Source organism: Sphingomonas agri, assembly GCF_038148795.1.
Classification (GTDB): domain Bacteria; phylum Pseudomonadota; class Alphaproteobacteria; order Sphingomonadales; family Sphingomonadaceae; genus Sphingomicrobium; species Sphingomicrobium agri.
This window is the reverse complement of the sequence record NZ_JBAPEU010000001.1, coordinates 1,100,768-1,125,261: the sequence shown is the minus strand read 5'-3', so window position 1 is coordinate 1,125,261 and position 24,494 is coordinate 1,100,768. Positions and strand designations below refer to the sequence as shown.

Genomic DNA, 24,494 nt, shown 5'->3' with positions numbered 1-24,494 from the left:
TGCGTCCCCCGAGATGCGTTGAGCGCGTTCCCCTCCCGGGCGGCGGTTTCCGTCGTCCGGTTCCATCCGTTTGTCGAAAAATCTTGCCATTCAATCTGCGTTTAGGGCAATCCGGCCGGGTTCCTCCGGAGGGGTAAAATTCCATGCGTTTCAAGACCTTGACGCTCGCCACCGCGAGCCTTCTTGCCGTTGTCGCGGCACCATCGAATGCCGCCAAGCCGTTCTACGGCGACTGGGGTTACGACCGTTCGGCGATGGACAGCTCGGTAAAGCCCGGCGATGACTTCTGGGCATTCGTGAACGGTGACTGGGACAAGAAGACCCAGATCGCAGCCGACCGCGCCTCGGCAGGTCCCTTCGTGACCCTGTCCGACGGTGCCGAGCGCGACGTTCGCCAGATCGTCGAGCAGCTCGCAGCCGACCAGAGCCGCGATCACCTCGGCCAGCAGATCGGCGACTATTACTCGAGCTTCACGGATACGGGCGCGATCGAGGCCGCCGGCACGGCGCCGCTCAAGCCCTATCTTGCCGAGATCAACGGCGCCAAGACCCGCGCGCAGCTCCTCTCGCTGTTCATCAAGCCGGGCTACGCAAGCCCGGTCGACGTCGGCATCGGTCCCAATTTCAAGAACCCCGACGTCTATGCCGTGTTCGCCGGACAGGCGCGCCTCGGCATGCCGAGCCGCGAATATTATCTCGAGGACAATGCGAAGATGCAGGCGCACCGCGCTGCCTATCGCAACTATATCGTCAGCATCGAGAAGCTCGCCGGCCTTCCTGACCCTGAAGGCGCGGCCGACCGCATCATCAAGCTCGAGACCGACCTGTCGAAGGTCCAGTGGACCGCCGCCGACCGCCGCGACATCGACAAGATCTACAATCCGATGACGCGGGCACAGCTTATCAAGCTCGCCCCCCAGTTCGACTGGAACGCGACGCTCGCCAAGGGCGGCCTTGCGAATGCGAAGACGGTGATCGTGACGGAGCCCTCGGCCGTCGCGGGCGCCGGCAAGATCCTTGCTTCAGCACCGCTTTCGACCTGGAAGGAATGGCTCGCGTTCCGCTTCATCTCGGATCACGCGACGGTTCTTCCCAAAGCCTTCGACGATGCGCGCTTTGCTTTCTATTCGAAAGAATTGTCGGGCGTTCAGGCGCAGCGCGAGCGCTGGAAGCGCGGCGTTGCGGCCGTCAACAATGCGCTGGGCGAAGGCGTCGGACAGATTTACGTGAAGTCCCACTTCCCGGCGACTTCGGAAGCGCAGATGCACGAGCTCATCGGCAACCTCGAGGAAGCCTATCGCGACCGCATCTCGAACAACAAGTGGATGGACGAGGCGACCCGCAAGGCCGCGCTCGAAAAGCTCGCTGCGTTCGAGCCGCGCATCGGGCACCCGGTCAAGTATATCGACTATTCCTCGATGAACGTCGTCAAGGGCGATCCCCTGGGGAACGAGCTTCGCGCGGCGGACTTCCAGTGGAAGCTCGACCTCAAGCGCTTTCCCAAGCCCGTGGACAGGACCCTGTGGGGCATGTTCCCGCAGACCATCAACGCCTACTACAACCCGCTCGCGAACCAGATCACCTTCCCCGCAGCGATCCTCCAGCCGCCGTTCTTCGATCCCAATGCCGACCCGGCCGTGAACTATGGCGCGATCGGCGCGGTCATTGGCCACGAAATGGGCCACGGGTTCGACAATGAAGGGCGCAAGTTCGATCCCAAGGGCAAGCTTCGCGACTGGTGGAGCCCGGAAGCGGCCAAGTCGTTCACGACGAGGACCGATGCACTGGTTGCGCAGTACAACGGGTTCAAGCCGTTCCCGGATCTTGCAGTCAACGGCAAGCTGACGCTGGGCGAAAATATCGGCGACCTCTCGGGCGTCGAGGCAGCCTATGCGGCGTACCAGAAATATACCGCAAAGCACGGCCAGCCGCCCGTCATCGACGGCCTTACGGGCGACCAGCGCTTCTTCATCGCTTACGCCCAGGCATGGCAGGAAAAGCAGCGCGAGGATGCCGAGCGCCAGCAGGTCATCACCAACGAGCATAGCCCCGGCAGGTACCGCGTGAACGGCGTCGTCCGGAACGTCGATGCCTGGTACAAGGCGTTCAACGTCCAGCCGGGCGACAAGCTCTATCTCCCGCCCGAGCAGCGCGTCCACATCTGGTAAGCGGCTTTGAAAAAGCGGCGCCGTCCGGCTAGGGCGGCGCCGTGACCGCTACCGTCCTTCCTCTAAATGCGAAGCGCGAGCCCACGCTCGAGCCGCTTCTGGCGCTCGTCGCCCCCGACATGAACGGCGTCAACGCCGTGATCCTCGAGCGCATGCAGAGCAAGGTCGCGCTCATCCCCGAACTTGCCGGCCACCTCATCGCAGGCGGCGGGAAACGCATGCGCCCGATGCTGACGCTCGCGAGCGGAAGCCTGCTCGGCTATCCCGGCACCCGCCATCACAAGCTCGCTGCAGCAGTCGAGTTCATCCACACCGCGACCCTGCTTCACGACGACGTCGTCGACGGGTCGGGCATGCGGCGTGGAAAACGGACCGCCAATCTCATCTGGGGCAATCCCGCGAGCGTTTTGGTGGGCGACTTCCTCTTCAGCAGGGCCTTCGAGCTCATGGTCGAGGATGGGAGCCTCAAGGTCCTGAGGATCCTCAGCCACGCTTCTGCAGTCATCGCCGAGGGCGAGGTCAACCAGCTGACCGCCCAGCGGCAGATCGACACGGACGAAGACCAGTATCTCGAGATCATCAGCGCCAAGACCGCAGCCCTGTTCGCGGCCGCCTGCCGGGTCTCGCCCGTCGTCGCCGAGGCGAGCGAAGCGGCCGAGCTTGCACTCGAATGCTACGGCAGGAACCTAGGGATCGCCTTTCAGCTCAGCGACGACGTCATCGATTATGCCTCGGATACAGCGACCATGGGCAAGGGCGTCGGCGATGATTTCCGCGACGGCAAGATGACCCTGCCGGTGATCCTTGCCTATGCCCGGGGAAATGACGAGGAGCGGGCCTTCTGGCGGAGCGCCATCGGCGGCAGCCGGGTCTCGGACGAGGATCTCGCGCATGCCATCGCCCTCCTCAAGAAGAGCGATGCGCTTGCCGACACCATCGAGCGGGCGCGCCAATATGGCCGGCGCGCGATCGATGCTCTTGCCATGTTCCCTGCGAGCAAGGCGAAGTCCGCCATGACCGAAGCTGCCGAATTCGCCGTCGCCCGGGCCTATTAGCACCGCTACGGATGGAGGCGTGATGCGCCTCCCGATCGACGACGTCCTGCAGGATCTGCTTGCTGCCCTCGAGGGGAGCAGCCGGGCGCTGCTCATTGCGCCTCCAGGCGCGGGCAAGACGACGAGGGTCGCCCCTGCTCTCCTTGATCAACCATGGTGCAGCGGCGAGATCCTGCTTCTTGTTCCCCGCCGCCTGGCGGCACGCGCCGCAGCCGAGTTCATGAGCCTCGAACGCGGCGAAAAGGCTGGCGAGACTATCGGCTATGCAACGAGGCTCGACAGCAGGATCGGCAAGGAAACCCGCATCATTGCAATGACCCACGGCGTCTTCCTCTCGCGTATCCAGGCCGACCCGGAGCTGAAAGGCGTCTCGGCCGTCCTCTTCGACGAAGTGCACGAGCGAAGCCTCGACAATGATCTGGCGCTTGCCCTTGCGCTCGATGCGGCGAGCGCCCTCCGGCAGGATCTCCGGATCCTTGCAATGTCGGCGACGCTCGATGTCGGGCGCTTTACGGGTCTTCTTCAAAATCCCCCGACGATCGTCAGCGAGGGAAAGAGCTTTCCCCTCGAAATCTCCTACGCCGGCCGTGATGCAAGGGCGAGGATCGAGCCGCAGGTCGCGTCCGCGATCCGCGCGGCGCTCCAGGCTCATGAGGGGTCACTTCTCGCCTTTCTGCCGGGCGTCGCGGAGATCGAGCGGACGGCCGAGGCGCTCGGCACGCTTGCCCACGACGTCGAGCTTCACAAGCTCCATGGCGGGATCGAGCCTGCTGCCCAGCGCAAGGCCCTTTCTGCACCGCCTCCGGGCAAGCGCAAGCTCGTCCTTGCAACGAGCATCGCCGAGACGAGCGTGACCCTGGAAGACGTCCGCATTGTCATCGACAGCGGGCTTGCAAGGCGCCCGCGCTACGATCGGGGCGCAGGCATTACGCGGCTCGTAACCGAGCGCGCGAGCCGCGCGGCGGTTACGCAGCGCGCGGGCCGCGCCGCGCGGCAGGCGCCCGGAACTGCGATCCGGCTGTGGGAGGAAGTGGCGACCGCTTCCCTTCCGGCGCACGATCCGCCCGAGATCCTCGAAGCGGACCTCTCGAGCCTGGTGCTCACCTCGCTTCTATGGGGCGAAGCTGATCCAGGCCGCCTTCCGTTCCTCGATGCACCCCCTCCCCCCGCGCTCGATGAAGCCCGAAAACGCCTCCAGAGGATCGGGGCGATCGATGAAGAGGGCCGGGTCACGGGTCACGGGAGAGCGATCGCCGCCCTGCCGCTTGAGCCGCGCCTTGCGCACATGCTTCTTGATGCGCGGGACCTGGGCTTTGGCGCTGCCGCTGCAGACATCGCGATCTTGCTGACCGAGCGCGGCCTCGGCGGGAACGATCCTGACCTTGAAACGAGATGGCGGCGCTGGCGGACCGACAGGTCCCCTCGCTCCGATGCAGCGCGAAAGCTCGCCGCGGCATGGTGCAAAAGAGCCAAGATCGAGGATCGGCATGTCCAGGAGCGCGATCTTGCAAGGGCGCTTGCACTCGCCTTTCCCGACCGGGTCTCGCGCCGCCGCGATCCTTCGGGCGAAACATGGCAATCGGTAGGCGGCCGCGGTTTCAGGCTTGATCCTGGTTCCTCCTTGGCAGGGAGCCGGTGGCTCGCCGTCGGCGAGGTCGCCGGCCACGCCTCGGGCGCGCGCATTCTCTCGGCCGCCGCAATCGACGAAGAGACCGTTCTCGAGCTCTTCGCCGACAGGGTCGAGACCCGGCATGACGGCGATTTTGATCCCGGGACCGGCGCCGTCACTCCGACGCGGAGCCGGCGACTTGGCGCAATTCGCCTGTCGAGCGGCCCCGATCCGAGGCCCGACGCCAAAGCGATCGAACAGGCGCTGATCGAGGGCGTGCGTGAGCATGGCCTCGAGCTTCTTCCCTGGAACGAGAAAGCAAGGCAGCTTCGTGATCGCTCGGCATTTGCCCATCGCTTGGATCTCGGGATCGCTTCGCTCGATGATCGCGAGCTCCTCGGGCGCGCCGATGAATGGCTGGCGCCGCTTATTTCGGAGAAGCGCCGCCTTGGCGACATCAATTCGGCGGCGCTCGCTTCGGCACTCGAGCAGCTCCTCGGCTATAATGGCCTTCGGGCGATCGATCGGCTGGCGCCTCCTGAATTCGCGAGCCCGGCGGGAAGCCGGCACGCGATCGATTATTCAGCGCCGGCAGGCCCCACCGTCGAGGTCCGGGCCCAGGCCCTGTTCGGGCTTTCCGAGCACCCGATGGTAGGATCGGTGCCGCTCGTCCTTGCAATCACCTCGCCTGCCGGCCGCCCGATCCAGACGACCAGGGACCTGCCAGGCTTCTGGGCGGGGAGCTGGCGGGACGTCGTCAAGGATATGCGCGGGCGCTATCCCCGGCACCCATGGCCCGAGGATCCCGCCAGCGCGGCACCGACGCTCAAGTCCAAGCGGGCCTCGAAGGGTTGATTCGGCCGCCGCACTTTGCCACGTCGAAGAGCATGACGATCGCCCGCATCTCGGAGCTCGAGCGCAAGACCACCCAGTCGGGGAAGGCCAATGCCGGGCGCTGGCTCCTCGAGTTCGAGCGCAACGAGCCGCTTCGCCCCGATCCCCTCACCGGCTGGAACGGTTCCGGGGATACGAACCCGCAGGTCCGGATGTTCTTCGAAACCAAGGAAGCGGCGATTGCCTACTGCGAAAAGCGGGGATTTGGCTTCCACATCCTTGCTGCAACGCCCGTGAAGCTGAAGCTCCAGGCCTACGCCGACAATTTCCGCTAGGGCGGGCGCGCCCGCCAAGCGACAATCTGAAACATCCTGAATGAAGGTCGCTGACGGACGCGCTTTCCTCGGCTAAGGAAATTGGCGCCGATGGATGACAGAGCGGTCATCGATGAGCCGATCATGGCAGAGCCTCCTGAGGAGGCGCCGCGCCTCATCGCCTATCGTCACCGCCTCCCGACGCGCCTCTGGCACTGGGTGAATGCCCTCGTCGTGTTCGTGATGTTGATGAGCGGCCTCATGATCTTCAATGCCCATCCGCACCTCTACTGGGGCGCCTACGGGGCGAACTTCGACCATCCCTGGCTGACGTTCCGCGGCCGCCCGATACCCGGCTGGGCGACCATTCCCTCGACCTACAACCTTGCGGCCGCCCGGCGCTGGCACCTGGCCTTCGCCTGGCTCCTTGTCCTGGGACTGATCCTGTTCCTCATCACAAGCTTCATCAATCGCCACGCCCAGCGCGATCTTGCGCCCGGCAAGGACGAGATCCGGCCGAGCCACATCTGGCATGACGTCAGCGAGCATGCGCGCCTGAGGTTTCCAAAGGGCGAAGCGGCCCTGCGCTACAACATCCTCCAGAAGTTGAGCTACGTCGGCGTCATCTTCCTGCTGCTGCCGCTGATGGTACTGACGGGCCTTGCGATGTCGCCTGCAATGGATGCGGCCTGGCCCTGGCTTTTGGTGCTGTTTCAGGGGCGCCAGTCGGCACGGTCCATCCACTTCATCTCGGCAATGCTGATCCTTGCATTCATCGTCGTACACCTGCTGATGGTCGTCCTTGCAGGGCCAATCAACGAGGTGCGGTCGATGATCACCGGCCGCTTCCGCATTCCGCAGGAGACGAGCGAACCATGATCGGCCGCCGGCGCTTCATCGCTACGGGCGCATCGGGCCTTCTTCTGGGGGGATGCGACCGCCTCAACAATAATGAGGAGTTTCGAAGCGTCCTGAGATCGGCGGAAAAGCTCACCATGGCGAGCCAGCGGCTCGTCTCTTCAAGGGGCGCGCTTGCACGAGAATATGGCGAAGCGGATCTCTCGCCGATCTTCCGCTCGAACGGTACGCGTGTTCCGGGCGGCGAGGAATATGCAAGGCACATGGCCGAACAGTTCGCCAATTGGAGGCTGACCGTGGATGGGCTCGTTGCCCGGCCGCTCTCGGTCCCGATCCAGGTCCTGAGGTCCTTGCCTCATCGGACCCAGATCACGCGCCATGACTGCGTCGAGGGCTGGAGCGCGGTCGGCAAATGGCACGGCGTCCAGCTCTCGCGCGTTCTCGATCACGCGGGCTTAAGCACCCGCGCAAAATATATTGTCTTCCATTGCGCCGACCACTTCGGCGACAAGCCCTATTACGAGAGCATTGACCTTATCGACGCATTCCACCCGCAGACCATCCTCGCCTGGGGAATGAACGGGCATCTGCTTCCCGTCCCCAACGGCGCGCCGCTCCGCCTCCGAGTCGAGCGGCAGCTCGGCTACAAGCATGCGAAATACATTGAGCGGATAGAAGCGGTCGACAGCCTCGCGCGCGTCTTCGGCGGCAAGGGCGGTTACTGGGAGGATAATGTCGACTATGAATGGTACGCGGGCATCTAATTAGCTGCACCATGTTCAAGTGCGGACGACCATCCCACCGGCGCGATAGGGGCGCCCGGCGCTGATTTCCGATCCCGGAATTGAAGAACGAGGGGCGCTCGCGGATATCAGCCGCGAGCGCCCGAACGTCTGGAAACTCAAGCGAGCTGCGTGAGCCGTGGCGTGCGGCGACGACGCATTGCCGCTCCGATGCCCACGAAACCAAGAAGCATCATGCCCCAGGTTGCGGGTTCCGGCAGCGCAGTCGCCCCCGCGCCCTCGAAGATTCGCAGCTGCTTGAACGAATCGAAAGACCCTGCTGCCGCGCAATTCTGGGAACAGGTCGGATCGACGATCGTCGTGAAGATCGCCTTGGTGAAGGTCACGCCAGGATCTGCAACGATATAGAACCAGTTGCTGCCCGTTACGGTCGTCAGCTTGATCGTCTGGCTCTCCGCAGGGTTGGCAGCCGTCAGAATGAGAATCGCCGTTAATGTGCCCTTGGCAGATTTTGTTGTGGTGACGGCGTAATGGGGATGTGACAACCTGAGCATGCCGTGCTGCAGAAAGCGTTTCAGCCCCTCGCAGGAATGCTGCTAAACAAACCACACGCCGGGAGTTTTTAATGCAAGTCCATCGGGCAGAAGAGCTCCGCTCGATGCATTGGCCGACCGAAGATCTCGAGTTCATAAATCAGTGCCCGATTTGCGGCTCTGTCAGTCGCGAGCTCATGCACGACGGTCTTTGGGACAGTTCCGCGCTGGCGGCGCCTGGCCAGTGGTCCCTTTGGCGCTGCTCCAGTTGCCGTTCTGCCTACCTCGACCCACGACCGACTACAGAATCGATTGGGCGAGCGTATGAAGCGTATTACACGCATGAGGAACAACCGGCTGGAGCAGCTCCAGCACCTACCAAGTTTATTCGGCATCTTAAATCAAAGCTTGCAAACGGCTATCGTGACTCGCGGTTCGGCACAAATTCCCCGCATTCATCTAAAATCGGCGCCTATCTCGGCGCGGCCCTTCCATCCCTTCGGCGCGCTTCTGATTTCTGGTACCGTTATTTGCCGAGGAGCGCGCGTGACAACCCGAAGGTGCTCGACGTCGGATGCGGCGGCGGCCAGTGGCTGAGCAGTATAGCAGATACGCGATGGGAAGGGTTCGGCTCGGACCCAGATGCCCGCGCAATCGATTTAGCTGCGAGTAGCGGGCTAAACGTACGGCGAGGCGGGATTGAAGTGTGGAACGACATGGAGGGCAACTTCGACGCTCTTACCTTGAGCCACGTAATTGAGCATGTTCATGATCCGCGCGAGTTACTGCTGAGCGCTTCCCATCTCCTCCGAGCGGGCGGCCAGCTCTATGTTGAGACCCCAAACATTGACGCACTGGGGCACTCCCTCTTCGGCAGGTCCTGGCGGGGTTTGGAAGCACCGCGCCACCTAGTGCTCTTTACGCGCGCGTCCCTAACGCGACTGCTGCGTGAGACAGGATTCACTCATATTCGGCAGCAACTCGCCCCGTCCCAATTCGGGTTTATTACGAACGTGAGCAACGAGCTTCAAAGAATCGACCCTGAGTATCTCGGGCAGGACGCCAAGGAACCTAGCATGTGGATGCGTTTGCGGTCGCGCTACACGCGCTCCCGCCGGGAGTTCTTGACGTTCACTGCGATTAAACCTCGAAGCGCACCGGAAGTCGCTTACTTACCATAATATAGATGGCCAGTTGCTTCGGGTTCTGGACCAAATCCCCCGTAACCCATTCAGGGGCCTGTCGAGATCCGCTCGTCTACGAAGCTGGTCACCTGTGATCAACTGTGCTTAGGTTGTGTCAATGAAGCACGCAATTGGCCGCACGATATTATCACCGCAATTCCAAAATTCCCTGCTGGGATCCGCCGCACGAGCGCTCGTGCGGAAAACCCGTAACATCTACCCATACTCGGGTCAGTTCCTGACTGATTTCAATGCGATTGAGCGGCCGCATTACGCCTACTGCATGCTCGGAGCAGCACGCCTGGCGCGCCGCCTCGGCATCGACCGCATCTCCGCAATCGAGTTTGGTGTCGCGGGGGGTAACGGCATCAAATTTATGTGTGCCTTCGCCAAGGAAGTTCGAAGTGCAACCGGTGTGACGATCGATTGTATCGGCTTCGACAGTGGCAAAGGAATGCCTGAGCCGAAGGGGCGAGAAGACCTTCCCTACTGGTTCAAGGCCGCACAGTACAAAATGGACGTCCCCGCATTGCAAGCGAGCGTACCCGAGGCGAAACTAGTCCTCGGAGAGATTAGCGAAACTATTGTCGGATTTGCCGAGCGAGAGCGCCCGGCACCGATCGGCGCCATCATGAACGACGTCGATTATTATTCTTCGACGATTGCATCCTTCGAACTGTTTAAGCAGGTCAAAGAAGATTCACATAGTTTCCTACCTAGGATCTTCATGTATTTCGACGATATCATTGGGTCAGAAGTGGAAATGTATGGGCCATTCAACGGCCAACTTGCCGCGATCAATTCGTTCAATGAATCGCAGGGAGATTGCAAGATTCATTTGAATCAAAACTTGCTACCGCTGAGTCATGTCTCTTTTCGATACCAGATCTATTACGCTCATCTGATGGCACATCCGGACTATTCTAAATATATCGGTGGATCGCAGCAGTTAGAGCTGGAAGACGCACTTCGGCTTCAAAGATTGTAGGCCGGCTGGCGGTTCGACCAAGCTCCAGGCTATCCAATTAATCGCCGCACAAAGCCTTGCAGTTTCGGCGGCACCCAATCGTTTAAGAAATGAAGGCGGCGGATCTGCCAATCGATTTTATCGCGGCTGCCCGGCCGGGGTTGGAAGTTTGTCGTGCGCTTAGGAAGTGACCCCAAACCGTCCTCGACCGCCGTGTAGTAATAAGTCGCGATTGATCGCCGCGATCGATCGTCAGGGCAATTTAGGGGATTCGGGTGCCCGTGATAGCTGTCTAGGGCCGTGTTGAAAATTACAGCGCGTCCAAACACCGGCTTCACTCGAACCACACACTCATTCATCTCGCGATCCCACAGCTCGAGCTCGCCTCCGTACTCATCATCCCAATTCTCATTTAGGTAGACGAGCAAGTTGAGCCGGCGTTCGAGTTTCAGCTCCTCTAGAATATTAAAATCAGCGTGAATGCCCAGATGGCCTCCTCGCTTTGTTTCGTGGAGGCCACCCCCTATAAAATATGGATCTGGGAGCAAAGCTTCGATTCCGGTGAGTCTTTCGAGGAAGCGAAGAAACGTGCTGCTGTTGAGCTCCGCGAAGAGATTCCGGACAACGCCGGAAGGAACCTCCTGCGGCTGGTACTGATACTTGAGGCGCTCTTGATCCCGATCGAAAAAAGTCTTGTCTTTGCTTGACGGAAAATTGTTCAGCACACCCCGAAGCACGTCGGGCGGGAGGAAGTCATCGATCACGATATGAGGAAAGGGCGAGGCGCTGCGATATCGTTCCGATAAAGAACCAGCCAAAGCTAGGCACTCGCCCTCATCAAGAGCGAAGTAGCCGTCGATCATGGTAGCATGAAGCATCAGGACCACCTTACAAGCTCAATTACCAAAGCCAAACGACGCGCGGCGATTCTAAACGTTGTATTGTGACGATTGGGTCAGGATACGGTTTTGAGACGATTCGGGAGGATGTCCGACCGGGACGCACAAACTTCCGGCGAGCGAACAAGTGATCGGGATCATCAATAGCGCATACCTCGGCACCGGCGCGATCGCGGCACTCGCCAGCCTGAAGAGTCGATCGCCAGCGAGCGCAGCCTGGTGGGTGGCACTGAGCGTCGGTCTCACCGCCCTTGGGATCCTTAGGGTTGTCGAGGCCGGAGTATGGTCAGATAATCTTTTACGCAGTGGTCTCCATCAGATTGGATGGTATGACAAGCGTCGTCCAATCCAAGTGATCTGCATCACTGCGTTTGCTTTGGCCCTTCTACCAGCTCAGCGGTTATTGCCTTCCGGGAAAGCAGCTCTGACCGTGGCCGTTTTCGCCTTCTACGGCCTCGCTGTCCTGGCGGCTCTTCGATCGTCTTCTTTGCACTGGAGTGACGCATTATTGGGGAAGCAAGTTGCATCAGTAACCTTGGGTCACGCAACGCAGATAATCCTACTGCTTGTCACTTTGACCGCCGCGCTATTCGACTTCTCTGCAACTTCGAAGAAGAGCGCCCAAATTCCTGGTGAAGACAAGGCACTGACTCCATGAAGGAGGATACGCGGCAACCTCGCGCGTTTTCAAAGCTCAATAGACAAATTGCGGACGCTCATGTCGGCGCCCTAAGACCCATTCGTAGATTGCGATTGTTACCTCGGCTTTCTTGTCCCAGGTGAATGTTCGTTTCGCGTAGTCAGCGCATTCCTGAGACATTTTCGGGAGCAAAGCAGGTCGGCTCGCGAGCTCTGTCGCAGCTTTGGCAAACCCTAGCGTCATGGTTTCGCGGTCTCCCAAAGCCACTTTCCGACCGCGATGATCGTTCACCAATGCGCCAGGCGCGCCGTAATCCGCCACGAGGCAAGGAAGGCCGCATGCCATCGCTTCGATGACCACCCCAGCACCTAATTCACGAATTGAGGGAAAGAAGAAGACATCGGCTCTTCGCATCTCGTCTGCAACCTGATGTTGAGAGAGACCCCCGACGAACTCAACACAATCTTGAAGCCCGTGCTCCTTTACGAGCTGCTCCAGCCTTTCTCGCTCAGGCCCCGATCCGACGATGCGTAGCCGATGCCTTCGCAACTCTTTTCGCTCCGCAAAAGCGAGGACCGCAACGTCGGGCAGCTTGTAGGGCACAAGGCGCCCGGCATAGAGAAAAGTAAGACGATCTTTCCCGCGCCTGGGCTTCGCATAGAAGATGTTTGGATCATAACCGATCTCGGGAACGTCGAAGACTTTCCCAGCGCTCTCCTTACCTAGCGATGCAATCGTGTGCGGGAACGCCGCGAGAACAGCAGAAGCGTTCCTGAAGGTTGAGCGCAAGAACGGCAAGCTCTTGTAGATACCCTTGAATTTGCTGAGGAGCTCCCGCTCTCTTTTTTGTTCTACCGAGAATTCTCGCGGCCACGGCAGGTTACCGTTCAGAGGTCCGATGACAAAGGGTGTCCCGGTTCTGCCTGACGAATAGCTAGGTAAAGTGGGAGACATGGGCGTGATGCGATGGACGACATCGAAAGACGCGCCCCCCCTCTTGATTTCGCTTAGAGCCAGTCGCTCGAACTCTAAGTATGGAAGATAGTTAGAAGCGATCTGGATCGTCCAGCCCAGTTCGTCCCCTCGACGCAGCCAAACTGCGAACTTGTATATGGGCGACGCGATATATTCAGTATCGAGATATCTGATCTGAAAGCCAAGGGAGCCGAGCTTCTCTAGATTCTTTTTGTTCCTGATTTGGGTAAAAACGGTCACTTCGGCCCGTTCGGCTAAGGCAGTTGCATATTTGAAGCCGACAATGGGCAGGGACGGCCATTCTGGATTGAAATCGTCCGCCAGCAACGCGACCTTCAGCCGATCCGGCTTCGCCCCCATGCAATCACCCCTACCCGGATCCAGTGCCGCCTTAGATGCGGAGAACGTTGTCTGGCAGCAAGAGCTTTCTCGCCATCAATGAGCAAACCGACGCATCGCGCGAGCGTCGGGTGACCCGGACTGAAATCAGGGCATCGCCTCCACATCGGAGCGCCACGCGCGACGTTGCTGCGCTGGCAACGCGGCCTTAGAACTTCAATCCACCAGCAGTTGAGCGCACGAGCGTAGGCGAGACTCCATGAGCAAAAGCTTCTCGAACGAGATCCTGGAAATTGCACCGTATCGCTACGCCGGCACTTGGCTCATTGGAGCAACGACACACGCAGTCGATCGATTCATCGCGGATGTGGAACGTATTTTCCTACCCGAACAGGACCACGTTGGCGGCACGATCAATTTCAGTTTGTCGGGAGCTCCCGTAGAAATCGGACCGACGGATCCAGGGTCACGGAAGCTCCGAATGAAGTATCGAATTCGGTCGCCAAGGAGCATTGATCTCGGCGACAAGATTTTTTTTGACGTGCGGGCGAATTCATATTTCAACTGGTCACACCAGGTGAATTTTTTTCTCTCACTTGCGTTGGCGGCGCGTTCAAGAGTCGAGGCGCCTATCACCATCATTCTCCCTGGTCGAATGCCGCAGGCAGCATTTGATCTATATCAGCAGTTCGGATTCGAGGTTGTCTCGACGGACGGGGCAATAAGCGGCCGAAATTTTGGCTGGTCTGTCTCTCACATCGAGGTCGTTCCGTCGGGACGACGTCAATTGATCAGCGGCTTCATGTCTCGGCACGATGACGACGCCGGAGTGTTTCCCAGCTTTGACCTCCCAGCAAAGGTTTTCCTCTCGCGGCGCGGAACTCGGTCCCTCACGAACGAGGCGGAAATTGACCATGTACTGTCTGCGCGGGGGTTTTCTAAGGTCTACGCTGAAGACCTCAGGGTTCCGGAACAGTTCGCGTTGCTCCGCCAAGCTGACGAAGTGGTCGCGATCCACGGTGCGGGCCTAGCGCCGCTGCAGTACCGGTCCCTGTCTCGCCGCCCAATACGGCTAATCGAGTTGGCGCCAGCCGGCATAGTGACTCGATGGTTCGGGATCATGTGCGAGCAGGTCGGGGGAAGATATATAGCCGTCAGAGGGCGTCTCAAACCGGAATATGTTGAGGGACTGTATGCCGCGGAACCGTTCGAGAAGTATTGCGACGACAATTTCCACGTCGATCCGAAGAGCCTCGAAGTGGCCTTCGATATGATCGGATCGGATTAGACCCTCATCATCATCCCTTGGCACGAAAGCCAATCAATCGGGATTGCAAAAGCACGGCGTTTCGACGCACGGCCATAACGAGAATGAGCTTCCCTATCGCGCCAACCCCTACCAAACAGCGGCCACCACTTCGCCGCCTTCTGGCATTAGCGGTTACGCGGACGGGCGTCCTCGCCCTCACGACAGTCGGCAACCTAGTCGTGCGCACGGGCAGCTCGATGATCCTGACACGACTGCTTCGCCCATACGACTTTGGTATCGTCGGGATCATCACCTCTGTTTTCTACATGGTGTCGATGGTCACTGATCTCGGCTTCCAGGCGTTTCTCGTCCGGCACGAGAGGACCGAAGACCCTCACTTTAGAAACGTTATTTGGACCATCCATGCAAAGCGGGGATTTGCGCTCTTCGCTACCGTTGCCGCCGCTGCGCCGCTGATTGCGTGGGCGCTTGGCAAGCCGGTGGTCGCTCTGCCTCTTGCAGTCGCCTCGGCGACCTTCGTAATCAACGGATTGGCCTCTTTGTCTCTGATGACGGCGCTTCGACGCGACAAGGCGCGCGAGCTATCAATCCTCGACTTCGGATTGCAGATTTTCCAGACCATCGTGGGCGTTCTCCTGGCACTGTGGTGGCGAAATGCGTGGGCCATTATCGCAGTAATGCTGCTGCAGAGCATCGTACGCTGCGGACTGAGCTACGCGTTGTTCCGAGATTCGAGTCAGAGACCTGAGCGTGATCACGCCATTGCCCGCGAGTTCTTCGCCTTCTCTCGCGTGATCCTTATGTCTAGCGCATTGTCGCTATTGATCGGACAGAGCGACAAGCTCGTGTTGGCGCGACTATTCACGCTCGACCAGTTCGGCCTTTATGCGATCGCAATCACGATCGCGAGTGCCCCGGTAAGCTTTGCCGAGAGTTACGTGCACAGAGTTCTCTTCCCTATATACGCGCAGACCTGGCGTCAGGCGCCCGCGGAGATAGGTCATGTCTATTACAAGGCTAAGCGCCGCGCAGGAGCGCTTTATGCATTCAGCTGCGGGGGATTAATTGGCAGTGCGTCCCTCCTCATCGCTCTGCTCTATGATCCACGTTATCTTCCTGCTTCCACCTTCCTTTCTCTGCTGATGATCGCAAGCTCGCTGCGTCTAACGACCATAGCAGCGTCCGAAGTTCTGACGGCAATCGGCGACATGAAGCGGATGCTCCGTATGAACGTCGTTCGCGTTTTATGGCTGGCCTTAGCGATTCCTGGCGGTTTTGTTCTCTTGGGTTCGCTAGGCGTCGTTGCTGCCGTAGGCCTGATTGAAGTGCCCGCAATGCTCTACTCGTGGGTACTGCTTCGAAGGATGGCCGTGCTCAGGATTGGCGAGGAACTAACCATCCTGGGCTTGATCTGCGCTGGAGCCGCAATCGGCTTTCTATGTAGCACTGAGATTTTGCTGCTTTTCCCCCATCTCTAGAGAATTCAATTCGACCCCCCGCACATTGGCGACAAGGTGGTAAACGGCGGCTCAACCGCGGTTGATTTTCGACTAAGACGGCGTTGACCCTTCCTCAAGAACTAGCTGCGCAAAACGGCCTCGGGTGATCAAGCCGGGGGCTAACTCCCCTCGCCAGTATGATCTGGGGGTAGAAAAAATGACCATTAATGTGCTCTTGCGCAGTGACGATTCTAACGGCTTCGACAAGAGGCTGAAGTTGGCGCCAATGATGCTGCTTGCGTCTGCCTGTTTTTTGAGCGCGTGCGGAAGCGCGGGTGCAACCGATGCGGCTTCCGCGATGAAAAGCTCCAAGGCCAACGTGAACAGCAACGGAGGCGGACCAACGACGCCGACGCCGACACCGACGACGACCTCCACTTCAACGTCGAGCACCACGGTGACTTACGACACGTCAGTCGGCAACGGGGTCGACGCGAATGGCTTTGCCAGTCTGCCGCTGCGCTCCGGCGCGCATCGCTATTTTGTGAGCTCGGCCAAGGGCTCCGATGCAAACAGCTGCGCTGCGGCACAGGTGTCCAATACACCTAAAGCTACCATCGCCTCGGCGCTAAGCTGTGTTGCCAACGGCAACGGTGATCAAGTGTTGGTCTCTGAGGGCACGACGTACAGCGAACCAATGTCCGGCCTGAACGGTAAAAGCGGCTTTAGTGCTCTTTATCCTACGGTGATACAGACTTACGACCCCGCAGACCCATTGAACGACACCAAATACGGGAGGGGGGATCAGCGCGGCGCACGGCCGGTGATGAAAGGCGACGGCGAGCCAATAGGTGGCGGAAGCGGTGCGGTGAGTTACGTCGCCATTCGGGGATTCGATTTCAACCCTGGCAACGTCAATGACCGCGCAGTTAGTCTTCTTCCCAATGGAACCGCTAACGCCGCTTTTGTCCTGATCGAGAACAATCTGTTTCGATACACGACCTTCAGCGCCGATATGATTTCGGCCTCTTCGCAGTCAGACCACCTGATCCTCCGCAACAACTCCATCTATGGTACGTGGAGCGTGAACGATAAGGCCGGCCAAGGGATTTACTTCGACGGCTGGCAGAACGCCACGATCGAAGACAATGTCATTTACCACGCTGGTTGGAAGATTGGCGCGAGCCGCGATGACGGCGTCGCGAATGGCGGCCCCAGCATGTTCAAGCATTCGATCTATGAACAGTCGACCAATGCTGGTCCGTGTATCACTCGCCGAAACCTCATCGCAGACGGATCTGCAGATGGTGGGCAGTATCGGAGCAATTCAACCGTCTCAGAGAACGTCTACATCGACAACCCCATCTCAGTCTCTGCTGGCGGCGGCAGCAATTACTACTTATATCAGCCGACCGGCGTGAACTTGGAGGTCAGTTATAATGCGATCCTTGGGGATGCGGATCTCAACAGCAGTAATCCCCGTGGCGTCGCTATCGAAGCATCGAACGGACGATTGGGAAGTTCAGTTCATCATAACTTGATCGCCCGAAGCCGAAACGTGAACGGTGTCAATAACTGGGCATTCGTCACTGCGGCCGACTTCAATCAGCCAAGTTACATGGGTTGGGATCATAACGTAGTCTATCAATGGACGACAGCATTACAGATATATCTGCCGGGAGGCGCATACCCGAGCCAGGATTTCCCAACCTACACAAACAACATCTGGGACGCGGCGAGCTCGGGAACGAACACGAACATTGCCGGCGGGACCTATCCCAATCCCTACACCGCTACACAGCTGTATGCAGCACTTGGGTTCCCCGACAAGCAGACTTTCATCAATTACGCGATCGAACACCCGGAAGCGCATATCCAGCGCCAGGCTCGGACGCTCCTCTTTGCGGGATACGGGATGTAGACAGGAAACGTCTCGCGTTTGAAAACCGTCCGAGATTGATGCTACGAAAATTCATGAATGCAACGCGCCGGTCCAAACTAACCCGTCCTGCGTTTGATGCCGCCTATGATACGTTTGTGAGACCGGGCGGATTCCACGAGCTAGATTCCTATTACAGCATTAGCCGCGAGCGATATTTCCTGACTCTCGGTTATCTCGTCGAGTTGAACCTGCCTGAGGGCGCCAAATTGCTCGATGTTGGCGGCGGCCAGTTCGCCATCCTCTCATCCAAGCTCTTCGGTTACCAGGCAACTGTCGGCGATATAGGTGACGATTTCCGGACGCCTGCAGACTCCGCGGATGTCAGTTTCGTCGTCTGCAATTTGCTTCATGACGATCCGGCCGCGTTTAGAGGCCAATTCGATGTCGTGGTACTCGCCGAGGTAATCGAGCATCTTCCGGTGCCACCCTACGTGGTCCTGAGCAAAGTGCGCAGCTGGCTGAAGCCCGGCGGAGCGTTGCTCCTCACCACGCCCAATTTGTTCCGCCTGCGCAATATAGTTCGCATGATCCGCGGGCGCGATCCGTTTGACACATTCATGCTGCCGCGTGATGGAATAAGCCTTGGTCACCAAACCGAATACTCAGCCGAGCATCTCGCCTGGCACATTCGCGAGGCGGGCTTTTTGCTCGACGAGATTGCGCATGACCAGCTTGGCCACACGGGCTTCTCATGGAAGGCGCGAGCGGCCCGCAAGCTGCTCGCTCCGTTGCGACTGCGGAAAATCTGGCGCGAGGAGCTTGTCGCCGTTGCGCGCAATCCGCAGTAGGTCGCAAGAGCGCGCGTTCCATAGCCGATTGAAGTCCCGCCGAAGCGATAACTGATGGCGGCGGCCTCGTTTCAGGGGCTCGTCGCAATAATTGATAATCTTCCCGCTGTTGGAAGGTGACAGTAAGAGTCAGCGATGAGAGCAGCAACGCAACCCCGTCAAGCCGACCGGATTTACCCAGCGGTTCGATTTTCAATCTGCACCTTAGTGACAGATCACGATGAATATGCCGAGATGGTGCGATCATTCCAAGCTGGCGGCTTTCATGGCGACGATTGCGAGTACCTCTACTTGGACAACAGCCACGGGAACGCGTTCGACGCCTTCCAAGGTGGCAACATCTTCCTTCGCGAGGCGGCCGGTGAAATCATAATTCTGTGTCACCAGGACGTGCTGCTTCTGAACGATGATCGCCGCACGCTCGAGACCCGACTGGCGGAACTGCAAGCCTTAAGCCCCGACTGGGCGCTCTGTGGAAATGGCGGCGGAACTCCGTCCGGCGAGCTCGTAATCCGAGTTTCTGACCCCCATGGCGAAGATCAGTCGTTAGGAAGCTTCCCCACATTAGCGACCGCCTTGGATGAAAACTTCATCGTTGTACGCAGAGAGGCCAACTTAGCACTATCTCACGATTTAACTGGGTTCCATCTTTACGGTGCCGACCTGTGCATCCTCGCCGATGTGCTCGGTTGGAGTGCTTGGGTGATCGATTTCCACTTACGGCACAAGAGCGCGGGTCAATACAGTCCAGCATTCTTTGAAGCAGTCACAGCCGTGCGAGAAAAGTATCGCCGCGCGTTCCGAACCCGCCAGGTCACAACAACGTGTGTCGAATTCAAGCTGCGGGAAGCCAAGTTTCAACGTTTGCTACCGCCGCTATTTAGAGCGCGCTGACCTGGATCCTCCGGTTCACATTCCGTATCCAGCAAACATGAGCGTGCGCGCTTGGCGTTGAATGTGCGTCTCGGGGTGTTCAATCGCGTAATTGATGAAGGCCTGTTTGTCGGCAAATCCAAGCGCCGAATATAGCTGTGCAGCTGTGTAGGGGTTTGGGAAGGTTCTTCCAGCGATGTTCGTGTTCGTTCCAGAGGTCGCCGCATCCCAGATGTTATTTGTGTAGGTAGCAAAATCCTGGCTCGGGTAAGAACCTCCACTGATGTAGATCTGGAGCGCCGTCGTCCACTGATAGACCACGTTGTGATCCCAAATCATATAAGTCGGCTGGTTCTTATCCGAGGAGGTTATGAACGCCCAGTTGTTGACGCCATTCACGTTTCGGCTTCGAACAATCAGATTATGGTGCGCCGAACTTCCGGATCGGCCATTCGACGCTTCAATACCGATGCCGCGCGGTGTGTTGCTGTCTATGTCGGCATCACCGAGGATGGCATTGTAACTAACTTCTAAGTCGACGCCATTTGGGCGATAAACGTCATAGTTGGTGCCCCCGCCGACGGCGATTCCGGTCGGGTTGTCGATAAAGACGTTCTCGGTCACCGTGGAATTGCCGCGATACTGACCGCCATCGGACGCTCCGTCGACGATCAGGTTCCGCCGAGTAATTCCGTCGGCTCCAGTTTGCTGGTAGATTGGGTGCCTGAAAAAATCATCTCCGACCAATCCGCCGTTGGCAATCGTATCGTCGCGGTTCGCTCCAATCTTCCACCCGTTGTGCCAAAACACATTGTCTTCGACCGTGGCGCTGGCCCAATTGTCGTAATAGAGCCCTTGCACGTGAGCAGACGCGTTCCATTGACCAAAGAACGAGTTATTACGGATGACGAGGTGGTTTCCCTTGGTGTTAGCCATGGCCATGTCGGCTATTAGCTGCTCATACCGAAAAATATTGTTCTCGATCAGGACGTAATCTACCGCGCCAGATGAGTTCGGAAGAATGCTGATCCCAATCCCTGGAACGTTCCCAGGATTGAAGTCGAGGCCGCGAACGGCAAGGTACTTTGGCGACACAGTGATGGAACCACCGCCATTACTCAGCAACGACCCGCTGGCTCCCGCGTCAATAATCGGACGATTGCCGGCCGCCGCCCGCCCATATTTTGTGTTGTTCAGCGCATCGTTGGGATCATAAGATTGAACCACCGTGGGATGCGCCGCATCGAAGCCGCTTTTCCCCACGAAGCTCGGTAGGCCCGCCGAATAGCTTGTTCTTTCCGCGACCAGCACCTGATCGCCTGCACCGTCCTGCACACAGGCCATGGCGGTCGCAATTGATTTCAGCGGCGTACTCGGTTGTTGAGCCGCGGCACAGCCGTTGCTGTCCGAACCGGTTGCAGAACTAACGAAGTAGCGATGAGCGCCCGGAGCCAACGGAAGGTCCGCGAAACCGTTGGCGTCAACACCATTTCCGATCGACGCATCATACCCCGACGTTGGCGTCTGAGACGAAGTTGGCGATACTGACGGCGCCGATGTCGGTGTCGGTGTGCCAGGAGCAGATGCAGCCGAATTGTCGAGCGCCTTGTTGTTATTGGCACTACCGCAGGCACTCAAAAAAAGAATAGCAAGCAAAACAAGGCGGTCTTTGCCGCGAAAACCTCTAATCACTGGTGAGCACCCCGCCCGAAGTCGCATTGGAACGTTTGACCCACGGCTAATTAGGAAGAGACGGGCCGTCGAGGACACCGGAGAAATATCGAAGTTACAGTGAGTCCGTTTCCGGTGAACCGTTGGGCTCTCGCGACGAAGCAAGGCAATTTGCTTGAAGGACTACGGCGCATGAAACCCAGGCGGCCCATGCCAACGACCAACTCTAAGAAGGTAGAGCAACCGCAACCGGCAACGCAACCGGCCGAATGTGAGTGAAAGGACGCTTGGACTTCACCCGGATACAACCTGCGATCGATCCCGCCATCAGATAGGTAAATGGCAGCAGATCCGCGTTGGGTATCAGATCAATCATGTTTACGGCCAGGAGCAACGTCATCCCACCAAGAACGAGACTGGCCTGCGTCACCGGGCCGCGCACGGCTTTGCGCGCCCTCATCGCGGCCGCGGCAAAAAGACCAAACAAAGAAAGGTAGCCAAACCATCCGAACATACCCAATTGAATTACCCATTCGCCGTCTGTGATGGAGATGTCCCGACCGCTATCCTGATCGTAGATGCGGTTCCGACCCCAGGTACCCCATCCAAACAACGCCTTCTCATTGGCCTTAGCGAGAAGTTTGTCCTCGTTGTCGACCCTGGTTTGGAACGAAGAACTCCGGTCGGAGCTGACCGAGTTGGCAGCAGTGGCGATCGCCTTGACCGGAATAAGGTTATAGGTCCGAAGGAGTGGATAGGTATAAAATATTATGAATATAGCGCAGGCCACTCTGACCCATGCCCTCGGCTTGGTGAAAAGGACAAGCGGCACCGCAACAACAGCATAGATCAAGGCGCCCAACGTCTTACACAGCAACAGCACCACGCTTAGATAGGCAGTGGCGGCGCTCGATGAGACGCGAAGGATTTGCCATCTGGCGCGTATGCCAACCGCAGCCGCGATGACCGCGATGGACGCGAAAAAAGCCACCTCGAGGCCATGGCCGAGAAAAACGACAGGCCTAAAGCCACCATCACGGATCTGCTGCCCAAAGCTGTGAGGAAAATAGCCGTAAACCCACGTGTGCAACTGCGGGCTCATCCGTATCTCGAAGAGCATCGGTAAACTATAAACGAGCGCCGCAGCAGGTAAGGACCTGAGCAGAAGCGCGCGGCCGCTTTCTGACGAAAGAAAGCGCATTCCAATGAAGAACGGCAACAGAGCAATTATGTTGTGAAGAGACAACTTAATGCCATCCAGCGGATAGAAGCCAGGTAGGCTGCGATCACCGATATGGAGTTCATAGCTGTTACCCAAACTCGTGAAGATCGGGGACACAACGAACGCGAACGCCAGAGCATATATAAGCAACGATCGCTGGGGGGCGGGCGATTGCGTTCCCTTCATCCAGCAAAGGAGGAACGTACTGATCGCCGGGATGCTCGATTTGTCCAGTGGCGGCAATAACGCGACGTCCACGCTCATAGCTGACGGGAGGAGCAAATAGCCCCCAAGGAGCGACCAGATGGCGGCTGCCTCGACCGGCAACAAAACAAACAGGATCAAGCAGACCGCCGGCCACGTGAAGAGCGCGAAATAGGCAAACGTATTCGGCAGGCGGCACCCCCAGTCACATACTCTCAAACGCAGGATAGGGTTCTCAACCGACCTCCTCAATCGGTTTTGGTTTGCCTTCCCATCAAGGCCTACTAGAGGTCCGTCCCATACGGGGACTCCGCAACTTGCGGCAATGTATAGGAAAGTTTAGCGTCGCCGACCGGTTGAGGAGAGAGCCCCGAATGGAATTCGAGAGTCGAGCGGCGCTCATTCGCGTTGCCCCTCCAAACTTCCAACGGTTCAGCCTGATCGCTAACACCCTGTTCGCGATCGGCTGCACATTGCTCGTCTTTCCCACCATGGTTCAGGTCGCCCGCGACACATGGTCTACGGAACAAGGCGGACATGGTCCTCTCGTGCTCGCAACGGGCCTGTGGGCACTCTGGCGCGAACTGAAGAACAATCGGGTTGAGAGACGTCCTGGGAAGCTGTTGCTCGGCGGCCCGCTGCTTGCATTGTGTCTCGGCACATTCACCGTGGCACGAATTACAGGCGTGCTCGAGATCCAAGCATTTAGCATGTACGGCGCTTTAGTAGTGGGAGCCTACTTGCTCTTCGGGGCCACCCTGATCAGAACGATCTGGTTTCCGTTGGTCTATCTCGCCTTCGCACTGCCGCCGCCCGACACCGTCGTCGCGGCCGTCACCCAGCCAATAAAAATCGCCATCTCTGATTGGGCCGTATCGCTCCTGTATCTAGCCGACTATCCCATCGCGAACTCAGGCGTAATTATCCAGATCGGCCAGTACCAACTACTCGTGGCGGCTGCTTGTGCAGGGCTAAATTCAATTGTCACGCTGACCGCGCTCTGCCTGTTCTATGTTTATCTGCGGCATCGGTCGAACCTGATCGCCTTTATTGTCATCGCGCTGGCCGCAATTCCGGTCGCAATAATCTCGAACTTCATTCGCGTTCTGACGCTTGTATTAGTCACCTACTATTTCGGCGAGGCCGCGGCTCAGGGATTCATTCACGATTTCGCGGGGCTGCTGATGTTTGCTGTTGCGCTGATGACGATCTTCGGAGTGGATAAGCTTGCGTCTCCGCTCTTCGTTGAGCGCAAACCGGACGCGGCAGCATGAAGCCCATCTTCGACAATTTTACGGAACCTCAGGTCGATCGGCGCAAATTGCTGTTGGGCTTGCTGTTCGGTTCGGCGGCGGCGATTGCGGCTTTCCGGGCGCCGACAAAACGCTTGGATCACCTGGGCAATCAGAAGCTTGAAGATCTGGTACCCAAAAAAATCGGAAGCTGGACCTTCGTCGCGAACAGCGGACTGGTAGTTCCACCGAATGATCCGCTTCTAAATGCGCTTTATAGCCAGCAACTGACGCGTGTGTATTCCGACGGGCAGAGCCCACCATTGATGCTCCTGATGGCCCAAAGCGGCAGCCAGACCGGATTTCTTCAGGTTCATCGTCCAGACTTTTGCTACACGGCCAGCGGCTACCGCATCTCGGCGGTTTCACCACATCCGATTAGACTTGGATCGGCCGTCCTGCCGGCGAGCATGATGGATGCAACGACAGGTGGAGTTCCCGAACATGTGGTTTTTTGGACGCGGATCGGGGATCGGATTCCAGGCAGCTGGACAGCACAGAAGGTCGCGGTTGCGGAACAGAATCTGCGTGGATTCATTCCTGACGCCATCCTCATTCGAATCTCGATGATCAGCGAGGACGGGAATGCCGCCCGCACAGCCATCGACTCTTTCGTGCGAGCGATGCTGGAGTCCATTCCCCCCGAAAGACGCTCCGTATTTGTAGTCTGAGCTG

21 protein-coding genes are annotated in these 24,494 nt (G+C 58.5%); 16 read left to right on the top strand and 5 right to left on the bottom strand.

The genetic code is table 11. The features are described from left to right. The first annotated feature begins 143 nt into the window (after nucleotides 1-143). The 6 genes from V8192_RS05590 to V8192_RS05565 all read left to right on the top strand — a co-directional run bounded on the left by V8192_RS05590 (nucleotide 144) and on the right by V8192_RS05565 (nucleotide 7,602). The gene (locus V8192_RS05590) at nucleotides 144-2,168 is read left to right on the top strand and encodes a M13 family metallopeptidase (protein WP_341632058.1); all 2,025 of its coding nucleotides are present in this window, start codon (nucleotides 144-146) and stop codon (nucleotides 2,166-2,168) included. Between the two features lie 41 nt (nucleotides 2,169-2,209). Then, the gene (locus tag V8192_RS05585; RefSeq protein ID WP_341632057.1) at nucleotides 2,210-3,223 is read left to right on the top strand and encodes a polyprenyl synthetase family protein; all 1,014 of its coding nucleotides are present in this window, start codon (nucleotides 2,210-2,212) and stop codon (nucleotides 3,221-3,223) included. A 22-nt stretch (nucleotides 3,224-3,245) separates the two neighbouring features. After that, a complete protein-coding gene (hrpB, locus tag V8192_RS05580; protein WP_341632056.1) occupies nucleotides 3,246-5,687 on the top strand; it encodes an ATP-dependent helicase HrpB in 2,442 nt (813 codons plus the stop codon). 32 nt (nucleotides 5,688-5,719) lie between these two features. Beyond that, complete coding sequence (locus V8192_RS05575) at nucleotides 5,720-6,001, top strand: NADH dehydrogenase ubiquinone Fe-S protein 4 (RefSeq protein ID WP_341632055.1); 282 nt, start codon at nucleotides 5,720-5,722, stop codon at nucleotides 5,999-6,001. 90 nt (nucleotides 6,002-6,091) lie between these two features. Next, complete coding sequence (locus V8192_RS05570; protein WP_373276315.1) at nucleotides 6,092-6,859, top strand: cytochrome b/b6 domain-containing protein; 768 nt, start codon at nucleotides 6,092-6,094, stop codon at nucleotides 6,857-6,859. Then, nucleotides 6,856-7,602, top strand: coding sequence for a molybdopterin-dependent oxidoreductase (locus V8192_RS05565; RefSeq protein WP_341632054.1), 747 nt, complete (start codon nucleotides 6,856-6,858; stop codon nucleotides 7,600-7,602). The genes V8192_RS05570 and V8192_RS05565 overlap by 4 nt, the downstream gene beginning before the upstream one ends. Before the next feature lie 137 nt (nucleotides 7,603-7,739). Here V8192_RS05565 and V8192_RS05560 read toward each other — a convergent pair whose 3' ends face one another. Further along, nucleotides 7,740-8,135: a PEPxxWA-CTERM sorting domain-containing protein gene (locus tag V8192_RS05560; protein WP_341632053.1), complete on the bottom strand. Its 396-nt coding sequence runs from the start codon at nucleotides 8,133-8,135 to the stop codon at nucleotides 7,740-7,742. 71 nt (nucleotides 8,136-8,206) lie between these two features. Here V8192_RS05560 and V8192_RS14635 point away from each other — a divergent pair, with 71 nt between their 5' ends. Then, nucleotides 8,207-9,295, top strand: coding sequence for a class I SAM-dependent methyltransferase (locus V8192_RS14635; RefSeq protein ID WP_373276314.1), 1,089 nt, complete (start codon nucleotides 8,207-8,209; stop codon nucleotides 9,293-9,295). A gap of 121 nt (nucleotides 9,296-9,416) precedes the next feature. Beyond that, entirely contained in the window at nucleotides 9,417-10,286 is an 870-nt protein-coding gene (locus V8192_RS05555; RefSeq protein ID WP_341632052.1) for a class I SAM-dependent methyltransferase, read from the top strand. A 29-nt stretch (nucleotides 10,287-10,315) separates the two neighbouring features. On the opposite strand, the gene V8192_RS05550 is transcribed toward V8192_RS05555, so the two are convergent. Continuing rightward, nucleotides 10,316-11,128: a 2OG-Fe(II) oxygenase gene (locus tag V8192_RS05550; protein WP_341632051.1), complete on the bottom strand. Its 813-nt coding sequence runs from the start codon at nucleotides 11,126-11,128 to the stop codon at nucleotides 10,316-10,318. Nucleotides 11,129-11,291: 163 nt separating this feature from the next. On the opposite strand from V8192_RS05550, the gene V8192_RS05545 reads away from it, so the two are divergent. Further along, complete coding sequence (locus V8192_RS05545; protein ID WP_341632050.1) at nucleotides 11,292-11,822, top strand: hypothetical protein; 531 nt, start codon at nucleotides 11,292-11,294, stop codon at nucleotides 11,820-11,822. Nucleotides 11,823-11,858: 36 nt separating this feature from the next. Here V8192_RS05545 and V8192_RS05540 read toward each other — a convergent pair whose 3' ends face one another. Next, on the bottom strand, nucleotides 11,859-13,139 hold the full coding sequence (locus tag V8192_RS05540) for a glycosyltransferase family 4 protein (RefSeq protein ID WP_341632049.1): 1,281 nt from the start codon (nucleotides 13,137-13,139) through the stop codon (nucleotides 11,859-11,861). Nucleotides 13,140-13,377: 238 nt separating this feature from the next. Here V8192_RS05540 and V8192_RS05535 point away from each other — a divergent pair, with 238 nt between their 5' ends. The 5 genes from V8192_RS05535 (at nucleotide 13,378) to V8192_RS05515 (ending at nucleotide 19,451) form a co-directional block, all read left to right on the top strand. Next, on the top strand, nucleotides 13,378-14,406 hold the full coding sequence (locus V8192_RS05535) for a glycosyltransferase family 61 protein (RefSeq protein ID WP_341632048.1): 1,029 nt from the start codon (nucleotides 13,378-13,380) through the stop codon (nucleotides 14,404-14,406). Nucleotides 14,407-14,489: 83 nt separating this feature from the next. Further along, nucleotides 14,490-15,866 carry an oligosaccharide flippase family protein gene (locus V8192_RS05530; protein WP_341632047.1) on the top strand — a complete coding sequence of 459 codons (1,377 nt, stop codon included), beginning with the start codon at nucleotides 14,490-14,492 and terminating at the stop codon, nucleotides 15,864-15,866. 178 nt (nucleotides 15,867-16,044) lie between these two features. Further along, complete coding sequence (locus tag V8192_RS05525; protein WP_341632046.1) at nucleotides 16,045-17,748, top strand: right-handed parallel beta-helix repeat-containing protein; 1,704 nt, start codon at nucleotides 16,045-16,047, stop codon at nucleotides 17,746-17,748. Nucleotides 17,749-17,801: 53 nt separating this feature from the next. After that, nucleotides 17,802-18,557 carry a class I SAM-dependent methyltransferase gene (locus V8192_RS05520; RefSeq protein ID WP_341632045.1) on the top strand — a complete coding sequence of 252 codons (756 nt, stop codon included), beginning with the start codon at nucleotides 17,802-17,804 and terminating at the stop codon, nucleotides 18,555-18,557. 207 nt (nucleotides 18,558-18,764) lie between these two features. Continuing rightward, on the top strand, nucleotides 18,765-19,451 hold the full coding sequence (locus V8192_RS05515; RefSeq protein ID WP_341632044.1) for a hypothetical protein: 687 nt from the start codon (nucleotides 18,765-18,767) through the stop codon (nucleotides 19,449-19,451). Between the two features lie 15 nt (nucleotides 19,452-19,466). Here V8192_RS05515 and V8192_RS05510 read toward each other — a convergent pair whose 3' ends face one another. Further along, on the bottom strand, nucleotides 19,467-21,122 hold the full coding sequence (locus V8192_RS05510) for a right-handed parallel beta-helix repeat-containing protein (protein ID WP_341632043.1): 1,656 nt from the start codon (nucleotides 21,120-21,122) through the stop codon (nucleotides 19,467-19,469). Between the two features lie 205 nt (nucleotides 21,123-21,327). Then, nucleotides 21,328-22,668 carry a hypothetical protein gene (locus V8192_RS05505; RefSeq protein ID WP_341632042.1) on the bottom strand — a complete coding sequence of 447 codons (1,341 nt, stop codon included), beginning with the start codon at nucleotides 22,666-22,668 and terminating at the stop codon, nucleotides 21,328-21,330. Nucleotides 22,669-22,901: 233 nt separating this feature from the next. Between V8192_RS05505 and xrtV the strand changes: the two genes are divergently transcribed. Both xrtV and epsI read left to right on the top strand, forming a co-directional pair. Next, nucleotides 22,902-23,801, top strand: a complete 900-nt coding sequence (xrtV, locus tag V8192_RS05500; RefSeq protein WP_341632041.1) for an exosortase V — start codon at nucleotides 22,902-22,904, stop codon at nucleotides 23,799-23,801. Continuing rightward, complete coding sequence (epsI, locus tag V8192_RS05495) at nucleotides 23,798-24,490, top strand: exosortase-associated protein EpsI, V-type (protein WP_341632040.1); 693 nt, start codon at nucleotides 23,798-23,800, stop codon at nucleotides 24,488-24,490. The genes xrtV and epsI overlap by 4 nt, the downstream gene beginning before the upstream one ends. The last annotated feature ends 4 nt before the right edge of the window (nucleotides 24,491-24,494 follow it).

What these genes read in the sequence shown, in the direction of transcription:
- V8192_RS05525 (WP_341632046.1), top strand. Translation starts at nt 16,045, where the DNA reads ATGACCATTAATGTGCTCTTGCGCAGTGACGATTCTAACGGCTTCGAC.
- xrtV (WP_341632041.1), top strand. Translation starts at nt 22,902, where the DNA reads ATGGAATTCGAGAGTCGAGCGGCGCTCATTCGCGTTGCCCCTCCAAAC.
- V8192_RS05565 (WP_341632054.1), top strand. Translation starts at nt 6,856, where the DNA reads ATGATCGGCCGCCGGCGCTTCATCGCTACGGGCGCATCGGGCCTTCTT.
- V8192_RS05540 (WP_341632049.1), bottom strand. Translation starts at nt 13,139, where the DNA reads ATGGGGGCGAAGCCGGATCGGCTGAAGGTCGCGTTGCTGGCGGACGAT.
- V8192_RS05575 (WP_341632055.1), top strand. Translation starts at nt 5,720, where the DNA reads ATGACGATCGCCCGCATCTCGGAGCTCGAGCGCAAGACCACCCAGTCG.
- V8192_RS05520 (WP_341632045.1), top strand. Translation starts at nt 17,802, where the DNA reads ATGAATGCAACGCGCCGGTCCAAACTAACCCGTCCTGCGTTTGATGCC.
- V8192_RS05530 (WP_341632047.1), top strand. Translation starts at nt 14,490, where the DNA reads ATGAGCTTCCCTATCGCGCCAACCCCTACCAAACAGCGGCCACCACTT.
- V8192_RS14635 (WP_373276314.1), top strand. Translation starts at nt 8,207, where the DNA reads ATGCAAGTCCATCGGGCAGAAGAGCTCCGCTCGATGCATTGGCCGACC.
- epsI (WP_341632040.1), top strand. Translation starts at nt 23,798, where the DNA reads ATGAAGCCCATCTTCGACAATTTTACGGAACCTCAGGTCGATCGGCGC.
- V8192_RS05550 (WP_341632051.1), bottom strand. Translation starts at nt 11,128, where the DNA reads ATGATCGACGGCTACTTCGCTCTTGATGAGGGCGAGTGCCTAGCTTTG.
- V8192_RS05560 (WP_341632053.1), bottom strand. Translation starts at nt 8,135, where the DNA reads ATGCTCAGGTTGTCACATCCCCATTACGCCGTCACCACAACAAAATCT.
- V8192_RS05535 (WP_341632048.1), top strand. Translation starts at nt 13,378, where the DNA reads ATGAGCAAAAGCTTCTCGAACGAGATCCTGGAAATTGCACCGTATCGC.
- V8192_RS05555 (WP_341632052.1), top strand. Translation starts at nt 9,417, where the DNA reads ATGAAGCACGCAATTGGCCGCACGATATTATCACCGCAATTCCAAAAT.
- V8192_RS05570 (WP_373276315.1), top strand. Translation starts at nt 6,092, where the DNA reads ATGGATGACAGAGCGGTCATCGATGAGCCGATCATGGCAGAGCCTCCT.
- V8192_RS05590 (WP_341632058.1), top strand. Translation starts at nt 144, where the DNA reads ATGCGTTTCAAGACCTTGACGCTCGCCACCGCGAGCCTTCTTGCCGTT.
- hrpB (WP_341632056.1), top strand. Translation starts at nt 3,246, where the DNA reads ATGCGCCTCCCGATCGACGACGTCCTGCAGGATCTGCTTGCTGCCCTC.